20 protein-coding genes are annotated in these 18,624 nt (G+C 66.0%); 7 read left to right on the forward strand and 13 right to left on the reverse strand.

Features of this window, described 5'->3' with window-relative positions; genetic code table 11:
• Window positions 1–567 precede the first annotated feature (567 nt).
• The 3 genes from RBB84_RS18935 to RBB84_RS18945 form a co-directional block, all read right to left on the reverse strand.
• Window positions 568–2,262 (reverse strand): VWA domain-containing protein, encoded by a 1,695-nt coding sequence (locus RBB84_RS18935; RefSeq protein WP_350246453.1) that lies wholly within the window; start codon window positions 2,260–2,262, stop codon window positions 568–570.
• Window positions 2,263–2,537: 275 nt separating this feature from the next.
• On the reverse strand, window positions 2,538–2,948 hold the full coding sequence (locus RBB84_RS18940) for a DUF6573 family protein (RefSeq protein WP_229568612.1): 411 nt from the start codon (window positions 2,946–2,948) through the stop codon (window positions 2,538–2,540).
• A gap of 364 nt (window positions 2,949–3,312) precedes the next feature.
• A complete protein-coding gene (locus RBB84_RS18945; protein ID WP_229568611.1) occupies window positions 3,313–3,759 on the reverse strand; it encodes a hypothetical protein in 447 nt (148 codons plus the stop codon).
• Window positions 3,760–4,051: 292 nt separating this feature from the next.
• Here RBB84_RS18945 and RBB84_RS18950 point away from each other — a divergent pair, with 292 nt between their 5' ends.
• From RBB84_RS18950 to RBB84_RS18960, 3 genes are all read left to right on the forward strand, one after another.
• The gene (locus RBB84_RS18950) at window positions 4,052–5,353 is read left to right on the forward strand and encodes an AAA family ATPase (RefSeq protein WP_193904139.1); all 1,302 of its coding nucleotides are present in this window, start codon (window positions 4,052–4,054) and stop codon (window positions 5,351–5,353) included.
• Window positions 5,350–5,787, forward strand: a complete 438-nt coding sequence (locus RBB84_RS18955) for a hypothetical protein (RefSeq protein WP_138845976.1) — start codon at window positions 5,350–5,352, stop codon at window positions 5,785–5,787. Before RBB84_RS18950 ends, RBB84_RS18955 begins: the two co-directional genes overlap by 4 nt.
• Window positions 5,788–5,890: 103 nt before the next feature.
• Window positions 5,891–6,451, forward strand: a complete 561-nt coding sequence (locus tag RBB84_RS18960) for a hypothetical protein (RefSeq protein WP_193904137.1) — start codon at window positions 5,891–5,893, stop codon at window positions 6,449–6,451.
• A gap of 63 nt (window positions 6,452–6,514) precedes the next feature.
• On the opposite strand, the gene RBB84_RS18965 is transcribed toward RBB84_RS18960, so the two are convergent.
• From RBB84_RS18965 to RBB84_RS19005, 9 genes are all read right to left on the reverse strand, one after another.
• Window positions 6,515–7,114, reverse strand: a complete 600-nt coding sequence (locus RBB84_RS18965; RefSeq protein WP_229568609.1) for a DUF4190 domain-containing protein — start codon at window positions 7,112–7,114, stop codon at window positions 6,515–6,517.
• A 281-nt stretch (window positions 7,115–7,395) separates the two neighbouring features.
• Complete coding sequence (locus tag RBB84_RS18970; protein WP_138845978.1) at window positions 7,396–7,740, reverse strand: hypothetical protein; 345 nt, start codon at window positions 7,738–7,740, stop codon at window positions 7,396–7,398.
• Between the two features lie 505 nt (window positions 7,741–8,245).
• A complete protein-coding gene (locus RBB84_RS18975) occupies window positions 8,246–8,980 on the reverse strand; it encodes a hypothetical protein (RefSeq protein ID WP_254707621.1) in 735 nt (244 codons plus the stop codon).
• Between the two features lie 386 nt (window positions 8,981–9,366).
• Window positions 9,367–11,016: a transposase gene (locus RBB84_RS18980; RefSeq protein WP_350246456.1), complete on the reverse strand. Its 1,650-nt coding sequence runs from the start codon at window positions 11,014–11,016 to the stop codon at window positions 9,367–9,369.
• The gene (locus tag RBB84_RS18985) at window positions 11,013–11,303 is read right to left on the reverse strand and encodes a hypothetical protein (RefSeq protein WP_350246457.1); all 291 of its coding nucleotides are present in this window, start codon (window positions 11,301–11,303) and stop codon (window positions 11,013–11,015) included. Before RBB84_RS18985 ends, RBB84_RS18980 begins: the two co-directional genes overlap by 4 nt.
• A gap of 243 nt (window positions 11,304–11,546) precedes the next feature.
• Window positions 11,547–11,780 carry a hypothetical protein gene (locus RBB84_RS18990; protein ID WP_138845981.1) on the reverse strand — a complete coding sequence of 78 codons (234 nt, stop codon included), beginning with the start codon at window positions 11,778–11,780 and terminating at the stop codon, window positions 11,547–11,549.
• 84 nt (window positions 11,781–11,864) lie between these two features.
• Complete coding sequence (locus RBB84_RS18995) at window positions 11,865–12,308, reverse strand: hypothetical protein (RefSeq protein ID WP_138845982.1); 444 nt, start codon at window positions 12,306–12,308, stop codon at window positions 11,865–11,867.
• Between the two features lie 301 nt (window positions 12,309–12,609).
• A complete protein-coding gene (locus RBB84_RS19000; protein ID WP_350246459.1) occupies window positions 12,610–12,849 on the reverse strand; it encodes a hypothetical protein in 240 nt (79 codons plus the stop codon).
• Window positions 12,850–12,937: 88 nt separating this feature from the next.
• Complete coding sequence (locus RBB84_RS19005) at window positions 12,938–14,344, reverse strand: hypothetical protein (protein WP_350246460.1); 1,407 nt, start codon at window positions 14,342–14,344, stop codon at window positions 12,938–12,940.
• A 154-nt stretch (window positions 14,345–14,498) separates the two neighbouring features.
• On the opposite strand from RBB84_RS19005, the gene RBB84_RS19010 reads away from it, so the two are divergent.
• Both RBB84_RS19010 and RBB84_RS19015 read left to right on the forward strand, forming a co-directional pair.
• Complete coding sequence (locus RBB84_RS19010; protein WP_138845985.1) at window positions 14,499–15,059, forward strand: hypothetical protein; 561 nt, start codon at window positions 14,499–14,501, stop codon at window positions 15,057–15,059.
• 455 nt (window positions 15,060–15,514) lie between these two features.
• Entirely contained in the window at window positions 15,515–15,901 is a 387-nt protein-coding gene (locus RBB84_RS19015) for a hypothetical protein (protein ID WP_350246461.1), read from the forward strand.
• Between the two features lie 466 nt (window positions 15,902–16,367).
• On the opposite strand, the gene RBB84_RS19020 is transcribed toward RBB84_RS19015, so the two are convergent.
• Window positions 16,368–16,628 (reverse strand): hypothetical protein, encoded by a 261-nt coding sequence (locus RBB84_RS19020; RefSeq protein ID WP_350246462.1) that lies wholly within the window; start codon window positions 16,626–16,628, stop codon window positions 16,368–16,370.
• 121 nt (window positions 16,629–16,749) lie between these two features.
• Here RBB84_RS19020 and RBB84_RS19025 point away from each other — a divergent pair, with 121 nt between their 5' ends.
• Both RBB84_RS19025 and RBB84_RS19030 read left to right on the forward strand, forming a co-directional pair.
• Entirely contained in the window at window positions 16,750–18,354 is a 1,605-nt protein-coding gene (locus RBB84_RS19025; protein ID WP_350246464.1) for a hypothetical protein, read from the forward strand.
• Entirely contained in the window at window positions 18,347–18,559 is a 213-nt protein-coding gene (locus RBB84_RS19030) for a hypothetical protein (protein WP_326603369.1), read from the forward strand. The genes RBB84_RS19025 and RBB84_RS19030 overlap by 8 nt, the downstream gene beginning before the upstream one ends.
• Window positions 18,560–18,624 lie beyond the last annotated feature (65 nt).

The raw sequence follows: 18,624 nt of genomic DNA on the forward strand, positions 1-18,624 counted from the left end.
GACTCGTGGATTTCGACAAGCAGTTCGTCGACGCGCTTCCGTGCGTTTGGGTCCGTCTGCTCACCTGGGTCGTACTGCGCCACCCCTGGTTACCTCCATCTCGCGCGCCCCCCCGGGCTATCGCTACGCGGATTGCATGGCTCGATCGTCGCTCCACCATACGATCACCGCTGCGCAGGGCATGAATCGAGGCGGGTTCGTGGGGTTTTTTCGTTGCTCCGTCAGCATCACCTTTGGGCAATCCGAGGGCAAATTGTTGCTTTGTCCCGAATCGTTGGCGCACCCGATTGAAACATAAACTTGTGCTGGCTAAGGTGCATATGAGCCACCAGGGATGGCAGGCAGCAGCATCACGAAGCAACTTTTAAGCCACATTGGGGCTTTGCGTAAGCCACATCTTGTGCCATACTGATCCCGCGCCCCGAGGGGAAGCACACATACAGACCCCGGCTTGCCGGGTCGGCCGACACAGCCGTACGTGCCGCAGACGCTGAGTTCATGCGAGCGCGAGTCTTAAGAGTCCCAGCCCCCACCACACGGTGGGGGCTGAGCTATTTCCACGACCTGTCACTTCTCCGACCTCAACGCAGTCACCGCCGCAGCACCGATAAGCTGCCCGATGCGGCTCGGGTCCTCGATCACCGCGACCTCTGCCCCCACAGGCGGTGTCATCCCACCGTCCTCCGTCACAAGCCACAAGACCCGCACACCAGCAGCGATCAACCTCTCCACCTCCTCGCGCACCGCGACAGGGTTCGGAAGATCACCGTCCGTCACCACAACGACCATCCGAGCGCCCTGATCGCGACCGAGGACGAGCTCGCGGTCGAGGACGCGCAGCGCAGCCGGCAAGCCGATGGATCCCCCGCCGATCGCCGGCACAGGGACCGATCCACTCACGGCTGCGACCGGCAGCAATGACGGAGTGTGATTCCAGGTCACTGTCGCGGCCTTGCCGCCGACCTGTCGTACGGCCCGGGCCAGCGCCCATGCGGCCACCGCTGTGGGCTCAGCGAAAGGTTCCATCGACCCGGAGATGTCGAGCGCGACCCCCACGAGCAGGCTGGGTGTGTCGACCGTCCGTCGGCGGGCGTTCTCCCATGGGGTCGCGGTCGGCCGCACCCGGGCATGAATCTGTCCCTGCCTCCGCACCAATTGCGAGGTCCGCAGTCGTCCCGGTGGGGTCGACGACGGCGTGCGGGCCACATCGACAGCACGCAATGCCGCCGACTCGAGGCTCCGAGTCAGTGCCTTCGCGTGCTTGTGATCGTCAGCAGTCGGTTGGCGTCGACGAGACTCGTGCAGTCCCTGGCGGGCGATGCGCTGGTCCTCGGCGGCCCGTGCAGTGTGGGCCTGCCGCGCTGCGCGAGCAGCCGCAGCCGCAGGGGACGGATCGACGATGCCGGCAGCCGCACGCAGCTCTCGGGCAGCGACAACAGCGACAGCAGTCAGCGCAGCCGCGAGCGGACCGTCCCCGGGCGGGCCGTAATGCGCACCGCAGTCACCCTCACCGTCACCGTCTCCGTCGCGCGCGATCTCGGCGTCGTCTCCGAACAGCGAGGCGATCGTCTCGGCGGCGGCGGTGATTGCCTCGGTATCACCGTCGGCCGCGGAGACCGCCCGGTCGGTCTGCTCGGCAATGACGGCGATCTGCTCCGAGGTCAACCACGGCGCCAACGCGGCGTCCAGGTCCGGCAACGACTCCTCGTCGAGCACACCAGCCAGAATGCGGCCACCGAGCAGGACCAGGGTGCGGGCGGCGTGATCGGTGCTTGTGGGATCGATCTGCCCGAGTAGGTGCAGCGCCGAGGCCTGCAACCAACGGCGCGCCTGGGGATTACCTGCGGCCACCCGGCCCTCCATGCGCGGCTCCTCGAGCAACGCTGCCCACTCTGCGACAGCGCCGTTCAACCCGTAGCGACGCGTCGTGTGGGTGGCGTGGCCTACCTCGTGAGCGAGGACGCCGGTTAGAACCGGGAATCGCGCGCGGTCCCGCTCGTCGCGTAGATCGATGCGATCGGGGTCGGGTCGACCGGGCATCGCTTGGGTGGCGTCGAGGGTGATGCGAGCGGTGCGGTGGTTGAACACCCCTGCGGGCTGGCCGCTGCCCGGATGATGCGGGAGCACCGACACGAGGACGTCGCGGCGTGGGGTGAGAGTGTCGACCCAGTCGGTCAGCCGGGAGCCGAGCTGTCGCCACTGTGGGTGGGCCGGACTCTCCCAAGCGGTGCGAGCAGTGGTAGCAGTGGCGGTGGCGGGCATTCGGTGCTCCTGTCGGTCGTGGGTTTGTGGTTGCACCGATCGTCTCGACGTCGGTCCTACAGAGTTGCAAGCGAGCGTTCCGGAGGCAGCCGGTCGGTTCCCATCGCAGGATGTGCGCCGGCGGAGGATCCACTGCGGGCGGACAGTCTTCTCGGCAGGGAACCACTATCGGCACGTCATCGCGGCAGCCGCGATGACTCCGATTGGTCTCGTGACGCCCCGTCCCGGAACGGACCCGTTCCGGGACGGGGGACGAAGGGATACGCCCAACCGCGTCAGAGGTCCGCGGGTCCCGTGATCGTCAGCACCGGCTCGTAGTTGTCGCCGGGACCGACGGAGATGCCGAGGTTGACCGGCTCCGGCTCGTCGGCACCGGGACGGTTCGGGACGACGTACACGGTGAAGATCTGCAGGCCCGTCAGACCGAGCCGACGGGCGCGACGCAACGCCATGGCAGCCATTGTCAGTACGTCCCACTGGCGGCCGGTCTCGTCCTGCATCGCACCGTGCGCGGGGTCCCAGGCCACGGCGGCATCCCACGCGTGGGTTGCGATCGCGACCGGGTACTGGATGCCCTGTTCGGCGGCGAGCTCGGTGACATCGTGCAGAACACCGTCTGCGATCGCGTCGGCGCGACTGTAGGTGTGGATGACCTCGAGCTGGTCAATGACTCGTGCACTGCTCATCAATTCCTCCGTGGATCCGTCATGATGTCGATGGGAACGACGTTATGACGTTGTCTGCAAACGTGTTTCATAGTGAATTGGCTGCTTGGCGCGTGCCGCGGCACAGCGGATCGCGTCGATTCGGGCTTCGCCGTCGCGTCAGTGACGTTCACTTTGGCGAGGTCGGGCGGACAGCGGCAGCGCGCCTCCGATGACACATGGATCGTCCAGATCGGCCATAGCTGCTCACCGTGCACGGGTGCAGATCACGAACAGCTGAGGGCCCGAGGTGCGGCTCCGATGGTGAGGTGCGCCGGCCCGCGCAGCGCTGACATCGAACGCAACGCCTCCGACCCGCATGGCCGGAGACGTTGCGTTCATCGGCTCAAGCGGCCGGGGCCAACAGGACCGGACTGTCGACGGTGAACTCAGCGATGCGTGCTGCGAACAGCTCTGCCCACGCCTTCTTGCTCAACGGGGCGCGCTGACCACGGCGAATCTGCCGCTGATGCCAGTCGTTGTCGAATGCCTGACGTTCGGCGATGACGGTGCGGGCGTGGCCGACTGCCTCAGCCTCGGCAGCATCGCGAGGAGTGAGAGTGCGCGGATATCCGGAGGCAGGGCACGCCTCGATAACCTTCCGCGCCGCGTCGACGGCGCTCTTCGAATGCGGAACGCCCAGCTCGGGGGCCAGGTAGCGCATCTCGGTCATCGTGCGGGTGTCGACGACGATTGGTTCGCCAGCGGTGAGAACCCACACGGTGTGCATCTTCGGGCCGGGCGACCAGAGTTCACCCACGGCGGGCTCGCCTTTGAGATCTGTGTAGTACATCGCCTGCTCCTCGTCATCTCGCGATCGTGAACGCTGCCGACGCTACGAACCACACGCGAAAGGTGTTGCACCACCCAAATTCCGGGTATACATCCGGTCATCACCGCGCCCCGGACAGATCTCGTCGAACGTGGGAAAACACGCCTGGAAGTGGCTGAGAGGAAGCGCGGTCAGAGTGCGGTAGAGCCTACGCAGCCGACCGCACCACCTTCGAGGTCTGAAACACCGTGGCGTGACCGTTCATACGTTGGTGGCACACCGATTACGACCAACACCATCAGGAGAACACGCCATGACCACGACCGTCGCCGGATTCGCCGTCCAGGATCCGAATAGCCCCGAGCAGAAGGTATACGCGGCATTCGTGTACCGCGACGGCTCGTCCTTCCGATTCGCCACGGCCTCCGGCGGCTTCGCCAACTGGGTCGGCAACCGGATGCGCGTTCAGTCCAACAAGCAGTACGCCTCGATCGACACTGCGGTCGCCGCGATGGCCGATGTATGGACGAAAAAGTGCTCGAAGGGCAGCTACGACACGGTCCTTGCAGGTCCGGTCACCTTCGACGTCGCAGCCACCGGCGAGATCGATCCCGCCGAACTCGTCGCCGTTGCTCAACATGAGAACGCGGTGTTGTCGGCTGACGTCTCGACCGTCGAGGCCGTGGTCGCTCAGACCCTCTCCCCCGTGCCGGCATCTGCCACCGCTGCCACCGCAGCGCCGTCGGCCTCGCGGGTGACCGGCCTGACCGTCGACCCCAGCGAGCGCAACGGGATCGTGCTGCCGAACGGGCACACGATGTACCCACGACAGGTCGCCGGGCATACCGACGTCGCCCTCATGCGGCATCTGCGCGCCAACTCGCCCGATCTGTTCGTGCGCCTGCACGGACCCGCGGGCGGCGGTAAGTCCACCGTGCCCTACGGCGCGTTCGGCACCGACCTGGTCGTGATGCAGGGCCATGGTGATACCAACGTCTCGCACTTCGTCGGCCAGTACCTTCCGCTGCCCGATGGTGGGTTCGAATGGCGCGACGGTCCGCTGACCCGAGCGATGCGCGAAGGCAAGGTGTTCTTCCTCGACGAGGCCTCTCGCGTGCCGTCCGAGACCATGGCCGTGCTCATGTCGGTGGCCGACGGGCGCCGCACCCTGAACATCGACGATCTGCCGGGGTCCGAACCGGTCGTCGCCGCTGACGGGTTCTGGATGGTCATCGGCTACAACGAGTACGGCCAGGGCGTTCGCCCACTCGATGACGCGATCAAGCGGCGGTTCCCGATCGCGATCGAGGTTGCAGCGGACTTCACGGCCGCGGAGGCAGCCGGTGTCGACCCGAAGCTGATCAAGGTCGCCCGCAACCTGCACACCCGCAACGCCGAGGAGAAGAACGACGGTGGCCTCGGTTGCTGGGTGCCTCAGATCGCGGACCTGCTGGTCACGCAGAAGGTCCTCGACGCTGGCCTCGGATTGGAGGTTGCACTCGCGACGATGCTCTCGGCCTGCACCGACCTCGACAGCATCGAGTGCGTTCAGGACGCGATCCATGACGTCTACGGGATGGGCGTGCAACCCCTCGCGCTCGGCGGCCGCGCATGACAGTCATTCGACCGAACATGCGGCAGCAGCTTCCAGCCTGGCGCGGTGGCGCAGTGTTGCGTCCGCTCAGCGCATCCGGTGTTGACTTCGACAGATATACCCGGTTCGGGGTCATCTTCGACGACGAGCCCGACGAGGATGCGGTGGCCTATCTCGAGCAGGTCGTCGGGTACGCGTGGGCAGCGAACATGACGGGCGTGCCGACGATCGATCAAGGCAGGGTGTCAGTGCACGACACCACCGTCGTGTTCGACGCCGACATTCGGCTGCGCCGCATGAGAACCCGCACTCGCGAGGAGGCAACGCGGGCGCTCGCTGCGCAGGTACTGACGTACTACAAGGAAGGCTCACCGGTGCGCCGGGACGGACTACGGCTCGTCGACCGCCCCGATGGTGTCGACTTGCCGCCGATCGCGGGATTCGTGGTCGGGTGAATCGGCTAGCCGACCGTCCTGATGTGCAACACCCTTTGAGTGTCAGAGCGAGAGTGGTTGCACCGGTTCGGAATCGCCGAACCACCGTTCTTCAGGAGGCAGCATGTCGGTCACCTTCACCCCCGAAATCGAGCCCACCGGCTTCGACGTCACCGACGGTGAAGGTGGCCGGGAACAGCACGCCACCCGTGAGGCCGCGTACGCCCGCGTGGCCGAACTTGAGACCACCCGGGAGCCGCTACCCGGTTGCACCGATCCCAAGGCTGTTCGCACCTACGGGGCGTACCTGGTCGAACCGGTGCACGGCGACCAAGAGATTCCATGGGTGAATGCGTCGAACGCGAACGCCCGTCACCTGCTGCGGTTACTCGGTCTGCTCCCCGGGCTCGACGCGGGCGACGTCGTCGGCACGAACGACAGCCACGAGGTGCAGACCGCTGGTGAGGACGATCTATGGGGTGAGGAGTCCTGCGAGCAGTTCCTCGGACGCACACTCCTCGCACTGGCCACACCCACGTCCGCTGGTGTACCGGCCCGCACGATCGGTCCTCGGATGATCGACTGCGGTCGCGCCGAGGGCTACGACAGTCGTCGACTCACCCAACTGCACGATCTCGCGGTCTGGGCACTCGAGCACGGTGCCAGCCGCATCACCTGGGCGTGACCCCTGTAAACGGGCGTGCCCGCCCCTTCCGGGGCGGGCACGTTACGGGGACGTCGGGGCCGCTCAGATAGTGACGGCCTCGACGGCGACAATGACGACGATGATCCAAGCGACTACCGAGATGTAGCCGAGCACCAAACCTGCGATGGCCAGGCCGCGACCGTTCTCACCTGTTCGGTTGATCTGGCTCAGTGCGATGTGCCCGAACACCACCCCAAGAACGCCACCGAGCAGGCCGAACACCAGGGCGAGAATCGCGAGAATATTGGTGGACTGTGAACGCATCGGAGCGCCGTACACGGGCTCTCCCTGTGCCGTGTACCCGACGATGGGAGCGACCAGCGTACTGGCAGACGATGTCGCCGGCCGACTCGATGCCTGCACGATTGCGATGATCCCGCCCACAACAAGTGCCAGCAAACCGCCGAGCCGGACGAGGAAAAGCAGAGTGAACAACACGGGGGCGCCTGTGGCGGCGTAGAAGAAGGAAATCGCGCCGACAGCGAGAAACGCGGGAGTGAGCAGCTGCCACCATTGCAGGCGGCCGTCTTCTTCCCGATAGGTTGTGTAGGCGTAATAGCCCAGGACAGCAGCGATCCCCAGTGCGATGACCCCAGGGACAGCCATCAGGGGCTCGGGTATACCCCTGTAGACCAAGAGCATGACGATAGATCCTAGGAAGGCACCCAATCCGAGGAACAGCACGATCTTCCCGAGTTGGGGAGCACGAGGCGGAGCCGCTGCGGCATCAGTATCCGACCGAGGTTGCGCTGCGGGATATGAAGGATTCGAGGACATTCGAGCATCGTGCAGGCATTTTAGAGTCCCGGACGGGGGACACACTCGGGATGTAGTTCGATCGAATTACATCCGAGTGCATCACCTCAAGCCGATATGCCGGTGGGCCGCCCTCGCACGAGAGCGGCCCACCGTAATTGCGGGCATCAGAAGCGAGCAAGCTCTACCCGATAGATCCCGCCCTCGGGGTTGATCGGTTCGAAGCGGTCGGCGATGGCACCGCGCAGGTTCGTCACGTACACCGCGACGTCCTCGGCCTGGTCCTCAACCTGTTCCATCAGCGACGTGCCGTCGGCAGCGGTGACATCGGCAAGGGCGTGGTGCGGGCCCTGGTCACTCCAGTCGAGCAGCAGGTGCGCTGCGGCCGGGACTGCTTCACACAGCAGCGCGGCGATCAGCGCCATGCTGGTCGTCTCGATCTCGAGATTCGCCTGAGATTGCTCTTCGTAGAGGTTGCGGAGGTGGGTTTCAAGGTCAGCGATGGTGGCCATACGGTTCTCCTGGGCGAACTCGGCGGATTGGATTCGACCGCCACGCTATGAACGCGACGGCGCCGTGTTGCATCGCTACTCATCGACACGGACCAGGGGTTTATATCGCTCTTCGGCAGGGAACTTTGGAAGGCCGTGGCGGTGTCGCAGCCGAAAACGGTGCTCATTGCGCCCCAGAATCGTCACCGTCCGGAAGCCGGACAGCACGAGAGAGTCTCGGCCCGCGCAGAGTAAACACTGCCCAATGCCGCGGTACCCGCGGTCGACCTCGCCAGCCTGGTCATTGGCGGTACGAAGGATCTGGTCTGCGGCATTGTCACTGTCAGGTCGCATTCAAGTGCCCCTGGGGTCACCGATGCCGGATGGGACGGTAGCGCGGCGGCGAACACGGTCCGCGCCGACCCGATGAGGTCCCGGATCCGGGGTACGACCAAGGGCAGCGAGAACGGTCAGCAGGGAGTAGGCGACGGCGGTGCCAACGAAGTACCTGCCCGGTGGGGGCCGCTCACGACTGGGCGCGTCGTTGGCGGCGCTCCCTCTGCCGCTGCTTCATTCGGGCTACGTGTGCCTGCTGCCATTTCTTGTGCTTGCGCTGGTGTTCCGCTTCGGCCTCGTCGAATATCGGGCGTGCTTCGGCGCGCTGCTTGGCGAGTTCCTCCGCGGGGCGGGGGCCGCGCTCGATCGTCGGCAGCAGGTTGCCGGCGAGGTGCTCGACGACGAGCTGGTCGAACTTCCAGACCGGACAGCCCTGCTCGGCGAGCATCGCCACGGCCTCGGGACCATCGTCGATCCAAGCCACAACCGGTGACTGGTCCTCGTACTTGTCGACCCACTTCCACCAGTGCCGGCGCTTGATGTCGAGGGACGGGCGGACGGTGCCATCGGTCCAGAATTCGCGGCACTCGATATGCCCCGGAGGCAGGGACTTCTGCCGAATCCAGTAGTCGGTGGTCGGCATGAACGTGTCGAGACGCGTGGTGGTGTACGCGATGGTGAAGCCTGCGTCGACGAGGTCGCGGACGAGACGGCCGCCGGCTCGGTTGAGTGCGGCGTCGCCGAAGTGACTGTGGAAGGCCTTCCAGTCCCGGTCCTTGTACTTGGGGGCCTGAATCAGGTGGGCGAACTCATCCATGTTGGCCAGCGGGCCATCGATGTCGATGACCACGGTCGGGCCAGGCGCGGGCGGGTCTACCCAAGGGGTCGGGCGGTCGAGAAACCGTCCCTTGTTCGGCTGACCCACTCTCATCCTCCAGCTGTCGTGTCGTAACGCACCCATGAGAGTAATGGGGTTGACGCAACAAACCGGAAACGGCCCGCGCGTTTCTCCAATGGCAATGCGCTGCGTCTTCACGCCCGGAGTGGCCGCGGGACGATCTGGTCCAGCCACTCGATCAGTCCCGGGCGGGAATGCCATTACCCGCGGCTTCGACCGATGCTCTTGGACGACACAGGCACTCACCGGGAACCCTCGGGACAGCGCACCAGCAAGTGCGGCCAAGTCTCAGGTCGCAAATACCGCTTCCCACGAGCATGGCGGGCTTACCCCTACGCCCCGGTTCCACACGCCGGATCTGCGTGTCGGTGCGGTACTCCTGAGATTCGCCCCCGCCACAAGCTGAAATCCGGCTATCGGTCGAGTCGCTTCAATTGGCCGTTGAACGATTCCTTCGACTTTTGACGTCCTCCTCGGTCCGAAGTCCGAGGATTCCTACCAACGCCCGTGGCGCTCTCGGTGGGTTCCTGTTTCATCGAGTCGTGCTCCCCGTTATGTGGGAGGCTTACCGTCTCTCCGCAGGCGTTTTGCCTCTCCGCCCGTCCGGCGGCGAGGATGTTTCGTGCAGCGTTCAGATCCCGGTCATGAACTGCTCCGCACGGGCAAGTCCAGGTCCGGACCGACAGCGGCTTCGGTCCGTCGATCCGACCGCACGTCGAGCAAGTCTGGGACGACGGGAAGAACCGATTTACCTTTCCGACCACTCGTCCGTACCGGGCGGCTTTCTCCTCAAGCAACCGGATAAACGTGGCCCACCCAGCGTCGTGCACCGATTTCGCCAGGTGGGTCCGCGCCAACCCCGTGACACACAGATCCTCGACGTACATCGCTTGGTTCTCGCGGATGATCGTCGTGGAGTGTTTGTGTGCCCAGTCCTTGCGGGCATCAGACACCCTGGCATGAGCCCTCGCAACGCGCAATCGCGCCTTGGCTCGGTTCCTGCTGCCCTTCTCCTTCCTGGACAGATCCTGTTGCGCCTTGCGGAGTTTACGTTCGGCGCGGCGGAAGAACTTCGGAGAATCGATGATCGTGCCGTTGGAAAGGACCGCGAACGTTGTCAACCCCAGATCGATTCCGACCTCGGCGTCGAGTTCGGGCAAGGGCTCGTTACTGGTCTCGACCACGAATGAAGCGAAGTAGCGTCCGGCTGCATCCTTGACGACAGTGACCGAGGACGGTTCCGACGGCAATTCCCGGGACCAGGCGAGTTTCACGTCCCCGATCTTCGGCAGCCGCAACATGCGACTGCCAGTGACAGCGAAGCAGGCGTTGCGGGTGAACCGGATGGTCTGCCTGTGGTCCCGGCGGGACCGGAACCGCGGCGGCCCGACTTTCCGGCCCTTGCGTTTGCCGCTGATCGAGGCGAAGAAATTGCGGTAGGCGGTGTTCGCGTCTGCGAGAGCCTGTTGAAGCACCACCGACGACACTTCGCCCAGCCACTTCCGCTCGGGGGTCCGCTTGGCTGCAGTGAGCGCTTTCGACAACTCCGCGTCCTTCGGGTACGGCAGACCGTCCCGACGAGCACGCTCGCGGGCGGCGATCGCATCATTGAATACCACCCGCGCACACCCGAGCGCCTGAGCCAGCGCATTCTGCTGGCCGGGAGTCGGATAGAGGCGGTACCGGTATCGCAACTGCACACCAGGACAGTAGCGGGCTACCTGTTCGGCGTAGTCGTGCACACGATCGCCTCGCTCGGCCGCCTGGTCAGCCAACCACAGGCCAGTGCCCGCGATCGCCTTGCGCGCTGCACGGTCCACGTCGCGGTTGCGGGCGCGGGCTTCGTCGATCGCGGCGGTCACGTGCGGGTACCGGGCCAGCGCGTCACCGCCGTCGAGGTAGGCCTTCATCGCGTCGGCTGCGACACGGGCGTGCCACCCGTGCAGGGTGTCCGGGGCTTCCCCCAGGACGGTCGTAATCGAGGGCACACGCGGCCGGTCTCCCACGAACCGGCCGTACATCCGCCCCCACTCGGTGGCGTGTGCGAGCTTGGGCTGGGTCATGATGCCGCCCGCGGGATTCGGATCGGTTCGGACGTCGGGGTTAGCAGGGGAAGCGGGATGGGAGGTGTGAGGGGCGCGGTGAGGGCGGCGTCGACGTCGATGACGTACCGGTCTGTTGGCGGATGCGCTGCGGAGAACGCTGCGAGGACGTCTGCGTCGAGTTCCAGCGCGTCGAGTGCTGCGTACTTTCCCATGGTGAGCACGACCATCGTGTCCCAGGTGGGCGTCTCGGTGAAGTCCGCGAGCTCCAGGGTGATGGTGGTTGCTTCGGGTACGACGAGAAGCACCGCAGTAACAAGATCAAGTTCGGTTTTGTCGGTAGGTGTGTGCACCGTGACTCTCCGTTCAATGCGGGGGGTGTGAGCAGATCCGATGCACAAAATGTAGGGCCGCCCCTCTCCAAATGTTGCACAGCCACAGACGCCGAAGCTTGTGCTCGTTCCAGGCAAGACGACGCCTCGGGAACCGACGGACAGCGCCTGGCCGGCCGTGCCCATGCAGCAGTTCCCTGCGACGGGCGGCAGCGCCGGTCACTCGTCGATGAGCACCGCCTCGACGATTGCGCTGATGACCTCGTTGTGGCGCTCCATGTCCTCGTACAAGCGCCCCTCACTGTCCCCGTGCTCGTTAATGAGGGTGGTGATCGCGTCGGGAGGGCGGCCGGCCAACCCGCGGTCGACCTCGACGATTTCCTCGGGTGTGTAGTCGCGCTTGTAGACGACAGTCTCGGTGATGGTGACGCGGATCAGTGGCTGATCGCTCATGCGGACTCCTGGGCGGGTGAAGCGAGACGGGTGGTTGGAGGCCGCTGCGCCCCGCCCCGGGGGGCCGGGCGAGGCGCAGCGGGGTCAGGCGGCCAGAGCGGCGACGGAACGCTCGGCGAGGCGGATTTCGCTGGCCAGGGCCTTGAGGTAGACGGCGTTGCGCGGGGGCAAGGGCTGACCGTTCTCGCGGAGGCGACGCTCGACGCGGGCCTGGTCGATCGCGTCGCGCAGCCGGCGGGTGGCGTCGTGATGGACGTGGCCGCGGAGTTGCCGGAGATCGATGTTCATCGCGTCCCACAGGCGCTGGTGGCTGCGGCTCCACACGGTGGCGGTGCCAGCGGAGGGGCGGGCGCGCAGCAGACGGGCGGCGGCGGTCGCCGCGGCGATGAACAGCTTGTGCTTGGAGGCGGTGATGGCCGGGTCAACCCCGAGGAACGCACCGTCGACGTCGACGAGGTAGCCCGTCTCGGTGTCGATGCCGTGAATTTCAGCGAAGTCAGACTTGGTGGGGATCACGGGAGCAGGCATGGTGGGCAACTTCTTTCGGTCGTTCTCGGTGCTGACGGGAACGACTTTGCCGACCAGGGTGGAGAGTGTTGCAGTCGGGATTGACCGCACTACGGTCGGGATACGCACGCTGACAAGCAGGTTCACCTCGGGGTACCTGCCTCTTGGATGCGGGCAACCGTCATCGTTGGCGGCTCTTTTGGTCTCGGTGGACGCTGCGATGGTCCCCGCGGTGGTGGTGGTGTGAAGATACCGGAGGACTGCGCGGATTCGCGTGCATCGGTACAGGTGTCGCACCGTTCTCACGGCGCGTAGTGCTGTGTCAGATGCTCGACACGACCACGGCATAGGCCGCCAGGAACATCAATGCGACGACGCTGCCGCCGGCGACAATGCTCGCCGAAGTCGGATGGTGCGCCATCCACGTATCCAGACGCGCGAGCAGCTCCTCTTCGAGCGTGGGCCGGGGAGCCACCGCCGGCCTCACCACGTGGAGGTGGGTGCGGCGGTGTACGGCGAGCTCGGCAGGTCGGCGGGTTACGGTGTAGGGCAGGTGCGCCATCGTGGATTCCCCTTTGGGCTCAGTCGATCTCGGTCGATTGAGACGTTAGAAACGGGAATCCGCGGTGTTGCAGCTGCAACAGCCGGGTTTAGGCGGTGGCGCAGAGACCCAAGATCAGGTGCCGGTGCTCGGGATCGGCGCGGTAACCGTGGCGGCCCTTGAGTCCCCCATGGGAGCCCCCGAACACCGATTCCATCCCCATCGACAGCACCTCGGTGTGTACCGACGACTGGTACTGCTTTCCGACGTAGACGTCGACGAAGTCATCGGGGCGCACGTACTCCCCCTTCGCGTACTGCTGCAACGTATGCGGGATCCCGTCTACTGAGGTCGTGCGGCGTTCCCGGAAGCTCAGGCACGCAGCGGTCGCCGCAACGTTGAATGTCTCGACGCGGTGTGACATCTCGTGGATCGCCGTGCGGTGGGTGTCCTCGGCGCTCGATGCGGAGCTGGGAACCCGCAGCTCCGACATCGTCACGGTGCCCTTGTAGGTCATGCGCAGCTTCCATCCCCAGCGACGCGTTTCCGGGTCCCGGACAGCGACCCACTTCGGGTCGCCGTCGGGCCAATCGAGTTCACGCATCCGGTCGACGGTCGACTTCTCCGGTGCCGGCGGCATCTCCTTGCGGGTTGCCCAGGTCTGCTCGGACGTCGGGTCGTCGCTGTAGTCGTAGTCGGTGTTCTCGGAGACACGCACTCTCGATTGGTGCTGGTAGTACGCGCGGTCCTTGGACTCTTTGACGATCATTCGGCGGCTGTTGTTGGACGCGGTCATCCAGTCTGCTGGGAAGACGGTGGAGGCTGCGGCGGTGACCTGCTGTGCCCGTTTCGTGGTGCTCTGGTGGACATCGGGTACGACGGTGCCGTACTCGCGGTAGCGGCCGAGCACTTCTGCAGCGACGCGACCTTCGGCGGCACCGTGCGCGAGCCGACGCCGTTCGATCTCCGCGGCAGTGGCCTGCAGTGTTCGGCTTCGCTGGTTGAAGTCATTGACGAGCTCGTCGATCTCGTCGAGGTACTGGACGCGTTCCGGCGGCGGTAGTCGTCGTAGCTTGGCCGTGAGGTCATGCACTCGCTGCTCTACGGCACGTTTCTCCCGGGCGTGCTCGATGACGGCTGCCTCGAGCGCGGCGGCGTCGGCGTCGAGTCGGTCGAGTTCGGTCGGGTCGAGGCGGGCAGCGATCTCGGCGTCGACCTGGGTGGCCACGAGCTCGCCGGCGTAGCGGACAGCAGATTCATACCGGCGGAGCGTCCCGACGTTCTGGTTGCCGGCGAACGCGTCGAACAGGGCGCTCGCTGCGGCGCATGCCTCGCGCACTTGCTCGTCTGTCGCGATCGCCGAGTGGTCGCCATGTGTGGGTTCGGGTCCGGCGGGATCGGCGATGGTCGCGGCCTTCTGCGCCGCGTAGAGCGCACGCCGGTATTCGCGGCGCCGTTCGCCGCGCTGTGAGGGGCATCGACGTGGCCCGCCCGGATCGTTGATCCCGTCACACACGAATGTCTCTCCCTGTTTCCCGACCGGCTCTACCTGTGCTTTCGGTGTCCCCACCGTCTGCGGGAGGAGGTCGCGAGGTGATGGAGTAGGTGCAACGCGCGCAACGGTGCAAGATTGCGTAACCACCGCTACGAGCCGTCAACGAAAGGACCGCATGCCGCCGCGCGACCAGCTCGCCGACCTCAGCGATTCGGAGTTCGTGCGCGCAATACTCACCGAACTCGACCGCCGCCCAGCCTTCGCGACCGTCCGCGACCAGCTCGCGACTCTGCTGGCGATGGGCCCGACGCTGACCGCCGTCACCGAGGCCGGCGTCGGACAGCTCGTCGAGCAGGCCCTCGCAGCCGCCCGCGCCGCGATCGCGGAACAGAACGTCGTGCTCGGCCAACCCATGCTCACCGCGGTGGACGTCGCCGAAGCGGTCGGTGCGCGCGGATCGAGCAACCGGGCTGTCGCGTCGCGCCTGCGTTCGCGCGGCGAGATCGTCGGTGTGGAGGTACAGGGCCGATTTCTGTTCCCGGCGTTCCAGTTCGATCTCGCCCGGGCGCGGGTCCACCCGGTGGTGGCGGAAGTAAACCGGCAGGTCACCGAGCACGGCGATGGATGGGCGGTTGCCCGTTGGTGGATGACCACAGTCGACGGGCATACCCCTGTCGAGCTCATCGAGCGCGACCCGGAGTTGCTGCGCGCGCGGGCGGCGCAGTTCTGCGGGTAGCCCATCCCCGCCGGCGCCCACAAGGTTCCGGCAGCGTGGGGCACAGCCCTGCTTCCGGCGCGGCGGGCGTCGACGATTCATGGGCCGAATAGGACCATGAACGTTCTCCACCCTTCGCGGACAGAGCGATCAAGCGTCGGACCAGCGCGTTTTCTGGCGTCCGTGGATGCCACATCGAGTGGTCCCTGAGGTGCTGCCGCCCAGTACAGCCCATTTGCCTCGCTCTGGAGAGCTCTCACCCGGTCGCTGGCTAGCCACTCCCTTTCGCAGGTTCACGCTGAATAGGTGAAAATCTCACTCTCGGAAATGGCTGCCTTCGCTAAACGAGAAGGAGTGACGCTACGAGAAGTGCCCGCAGCGCCTGAACGATTCCTTCTCGATCACGAGATCGATGCTTTGGACTGGGAGCATCGGCCGCTGGTGCGGCGCGTAGCTGACCTCAGCCCGCGGCACCCGTGGATGAGCACGCGTGGCTCACGTTCCGGCACGCTTTTTCCTACGATGCAGAACGCAACGGATGCGGGCTCGGGTGGTGGTTCAATCCCGACCCGCCGTCGCACGTCGTCCCTGAAGCGCACATCAATCTCACCGAAGCCCCGACCGGCGGCGGAAACCTGCTGACCTGCCGGGTCAACTCACTTTCTGTCGGTCCGAATTTCCCGGGCTTCTGCCATGTATCTGGGCCGGGAATCGCCGCTTCGTTCAACGACGCACCGCACGTCCCGACCTTCGCGTTCGTCGTACCGGCCGGCGGCACCGGCCCTGTTGACATCACGATCAGGACCGACAGGGATCGGATCGAGGCCTGGTGGTTCTACGACTGCTCGATCCTGCAGCTCTGAGGCGATCGCCATCGGCGGAACCGGTCTCACTTGCACGGTCGGACAGCTGAGGCGGGGCACCATTGGTCGACTTCGAGGTAGCCGCGGCCGTTGCCGGTCGGGATCTGGAACGAAACGCGACAGATCCAGCCCCCCGTATTCACCCGCGCCCACGCCGATAAGGCCCCCGGTACCTGGAGGTCCAGGGCGAGTCCTTCCGCGCGCACTCGAAGTGGCAGCTCGTTGGCACGGCGTCCGTCGGTGGAGCCGATAGCGGAGGCGATGTGCACGATCACTGGCGTCGGCGGGTCCACGACGCGGTACGGCGGAGGACCTAACCCAGACGGCCAGTGATCGAACATGTATTCGATTTTAATTCTCGACCTCGGCCGGGGATGACAGCCCAGCCGAAGACGCCGCGTCAGTTCGTCAGCTGCGGGTTGAAGGCAGAGCACCCGGGCTGGGGCGGGTGCATTGCTGCGTCGTATCAGTCCAGGAGTTCGACGACTTCGGTTGTGTAGAAGTCGCTCGGGTGCCGGGTGAAGTACTCGTCGATCGCTGCACTCGGACCGTCGGGGACCGGGCCGGGCTCGTCTGCGAGTTCATGCCACCACGTCTCCACGTGTTCGCGCAGCACGCGCTGAGCGCCAGCCTCGGTGCGGTGGGCCGACACGGTGTTGCCATGCCGGTGGTCGATGGTCACGACGGTCACCGATTCACGTTCGGTGGACGGGTCAGTACTGGTCATGACAGAGAACGCTACGACCGCACCCATCCGATGTTGCGCCGGAAAGTCGGCCGCCTGGCGGTGGTGAACGGCGTTTCTACGGTGTGCGCGACCCGCAACCCACAGACCAGGAGGACCCGCAGTGTGCCGTGTCGGCAGACGGTGCTTCCCCCACACCGCTGATCGCCTCGACCGCGCCGAGCAGGAGGTTCGACGGCTACAGCTCACCCACGATGCGCGACTGGCAACCGCAGCACGGCAACCGACGTCCCAGGCATGGCTCGACCAGTCCGCCGGCGAGCTCGACCAAGCACGACGCAAACTTCAGCAGCAACGCATCGACCTTGCGTCCACCGCCCGCGGCGTGCACAACCTGATGCTCGAGGCCCACGCCCACGAACAGTGCGGACAGCCAGAGCAGGCCGCCGAACTCCGCCGGCTCGTCACGCGTGGGCTCGCGCGCCGCCGAGCTGCCGACATCGCGGCGAACCCGGCAGCGGCCGATGGATGGACACCTCCGCAGGTCCGAGGTGGCGGCGATCGCTGTCCCGCGTGCGGCCAGTTCGCCGCGGCCTCCCACCGTTGCCCATCGGTCATCCTCGACGCCCGCCGCCTCGCCCTCACCGCCAGCACCCACCTTCCGCCCCCGACACCAGCGACCACCGCAGCCGGAACCGCTGCTGCGCAATCCCTGTCGACCAGCCTGTATCAGGACATTCCGCTGACCGCCGCCGACGCCGACGCGATCACCACCGTGTGCCGGGACGACCGGTACGGGCCACTCCCCCAGGGCTTGCCGGAGATCCCCCGCCGGGCGGACGGGTCACTGGATACAAACAGCGCCGAGTTCGCAGCGCATCGGGACATGGCACTCGATCGGGCACAGCGGGCGTGCATCGAGGACGACCACATCGACGGCGAGCCTGTGCCGGTCGTGCTGTCGCAGGGCGCGCTCGAGCCGTTCGCGGTGCCGGTCAAGCGTGACAATGCTGCCCGACTGGGGGACGAGATGGCCGACGTCGAGGACCGCGAACTGTTCGATGACGCAGAGTGCGCAGCGCTGGCGGCACCCGATCGAGCGCAATGGGGTCAGTCTGCGGCCGGGTTGTGCTGGCGGACAGCCAACGACGAACCGTGGCGGCAGATCGGGACCGGCGAGCGGGTCGATCACCGCATGGTGACCCCGAGCGAGACGGGATCTGTCGCGGTCCTCGCTCGGCGCACGGTCGCCTCGCAGGCGATGTCGGCGTGGGCTGCGCACACAGAGCGGGACATGTCGCCCGCGGCGGTGCATATGCAGTCCGCGGTCCGGGATGTATTCGTCCATCCCGACTCCGACCCGCCGCAGTCGGTGGAAGCGCGGCGGGCCCGGGCGGTGGTGCAGGCCCAGTACGCGCTCACGCAAAGGCATCTCGCCGCGCGTGGGATTTCCGAGGTGTCGATCTCGCGTGGGATGTGGTTTCCGACCGGCTCCCCTGCTCCTGCGTGGGTGCCGGCGGTGAAAGGTGATCGACAGCCGGCGGATCTGACGTTGAACCCGGCGGCGTCGTTCACCCTTCGCGGTGAGGTGTCGTCCTACTTCGCCCGCCGCGAGTGGGACGACGATGAGTACGTGTCGGTGCGGCTGCACGGCACCGTCCATGCCTCGCGGATCCTGTCGTTGCCCCGAACGGGAATGGGATGCTTGTCCGAGGAAGAGGTCATCGTGGTCGGTGGCCGTGCACAGTGGGAGGTTGAGCGTGTCTGAGCGAGCGCGGCGCCCGTTCCCGACGTTCTGGGACATGCGGGCCTGGGATGTTCGCACGGCGGACGGGACTCTGGTCACCACGGTTTCCGCGCTGGGACAGGTGTTGGGGATGTCCCCTTCCGAGGCTGTGCAGTGGGTCCGCGCGCAGGAAGGGCAGCGGGCGATGCCCCAGGAATTGATCACCGAGGCCCGAACCGCCCACTGACCGGAGACCGGACTATTTCGGCCCCGTCGGCCTGTAGTCGGAGAACAGCTCTCGGTGGATCATCT

The organism is Rhodococcus sp. D-6 (assembly GCF_040256695.1).
Lineage (GTDB): Bacteria > Actinomycetota > Actinomycetes > Mycobacteriales > Mycobacteriaceae > Rhodococcus > Rhodococcus pyridinivorans.

What these genes read in the sequence shown, in the direction of transcription:
- RBB84_RS19020 (WP_350246462.1), bottom strand. Translation starts at nt 16,628, where the DNA reads ATGACCAGTACTGACCCGTCCACCGAACGTGAATCGGTGACCGTCGTG.
- RBB84_RS19010 (WP_138845985.1), top strand. Translation starts at nt 14,499, where the DNA reads ATGCCGCCGCGCGACCAGCTCGCCGACCTCAGCGATTCGGAGTTCGTG.
- RBB84_RS18990 (WP_138845981.1), bottom strand. Translation starts at nt 11,780, where the DNA reads ATGAGCGATCAGCCACTGATCCGCGTCACCATCACCGAGACTGTCGTC.
- RBB84_RS18950 (WP_193904139.1), top strand. Translation starts at nt 4,052, where the DNA reads ATGACCACGACCGTCGCCGGATTCGCCGTCCAGGATCCGAATAGCCCC.
- RBB84_RS18995 (WP_138845982.1), bottom strand. Translation starts at nt 12,308, where the DNA reads ATGCCTGCTCCCGTGATCCCCACCAAGTCTGACTTCGCTGAAATTCAC.
- RBB84_RS18940 (WP_229568612.1), bottom strand. Translation starts at nt 2,948, where the DNA reads ATGAGCAGTGCACGAGTCATTGACCAGCTCGAGGTCATCCACACCTAC.
- RBB84_RS18945 (WP_229568611.1), bottom strand. Translation starts at nt 3,759, where the DNA reads ATGTACTACACAGATCTCAAAGGCGAGCCCGCCGTGGGTGAACTCTGG.
- RBB84_RS18970 (WP_138845978.1), bottom strand. Translation starts at nt 7,740, where the DNA reads ATGGCCACCATCGCTGACCTTGAAACCCACCTCCGCAACCTCTACGAA.
- RBB84_RS18960 (WP_193904137.1), top strand. Translation starts at nt 5,891, where the DNA reads ATGTCGGTCACCTTCACCCCCGAAATCGAGCCCACCGGCTTCGACGTC.
- RBB84_RS18955 (WP_138845976.1), top strand. Translation starts at nt 5,350, where the DNA reads ATGACAGTCATTCGACCGAACATGCGGCAGCAGCTTCCAGCCTGGCGC.
- RBB84_RS18965 (WP_229568609.1), bottom strand. Translation starts at nt 7,114, where the DNA reads ATGCTCTTGGTCTACAGGGGTATACCCGAGCCCCTGATGGCTGTCCCT.
- RBB84_RS18935 (WP_350246453.1), bottom strand. Translation starts at nt 2,262, where the DNA reads ATGCCCGCCACCGCCACTGCTACCACTGCTCGCACCGCTTGGGAGAGT.
- RBB84_RS19000 (WP_350246459.1), bottom strand. Translation starts at nt 12,849, where the DNA reads ATGGCGCACCTGCCCTACACCGTAACCCGCCGACCTGCCGAGCTCGCC.
- RBB84_RS18980 (WP_350246456.1), bottom strand. Translation starts at nt 11,016, where the DNA reads ATGACCCAGCCCAAGCTCGCACACGCCACCGAGTGGGGGCGGATGTAC.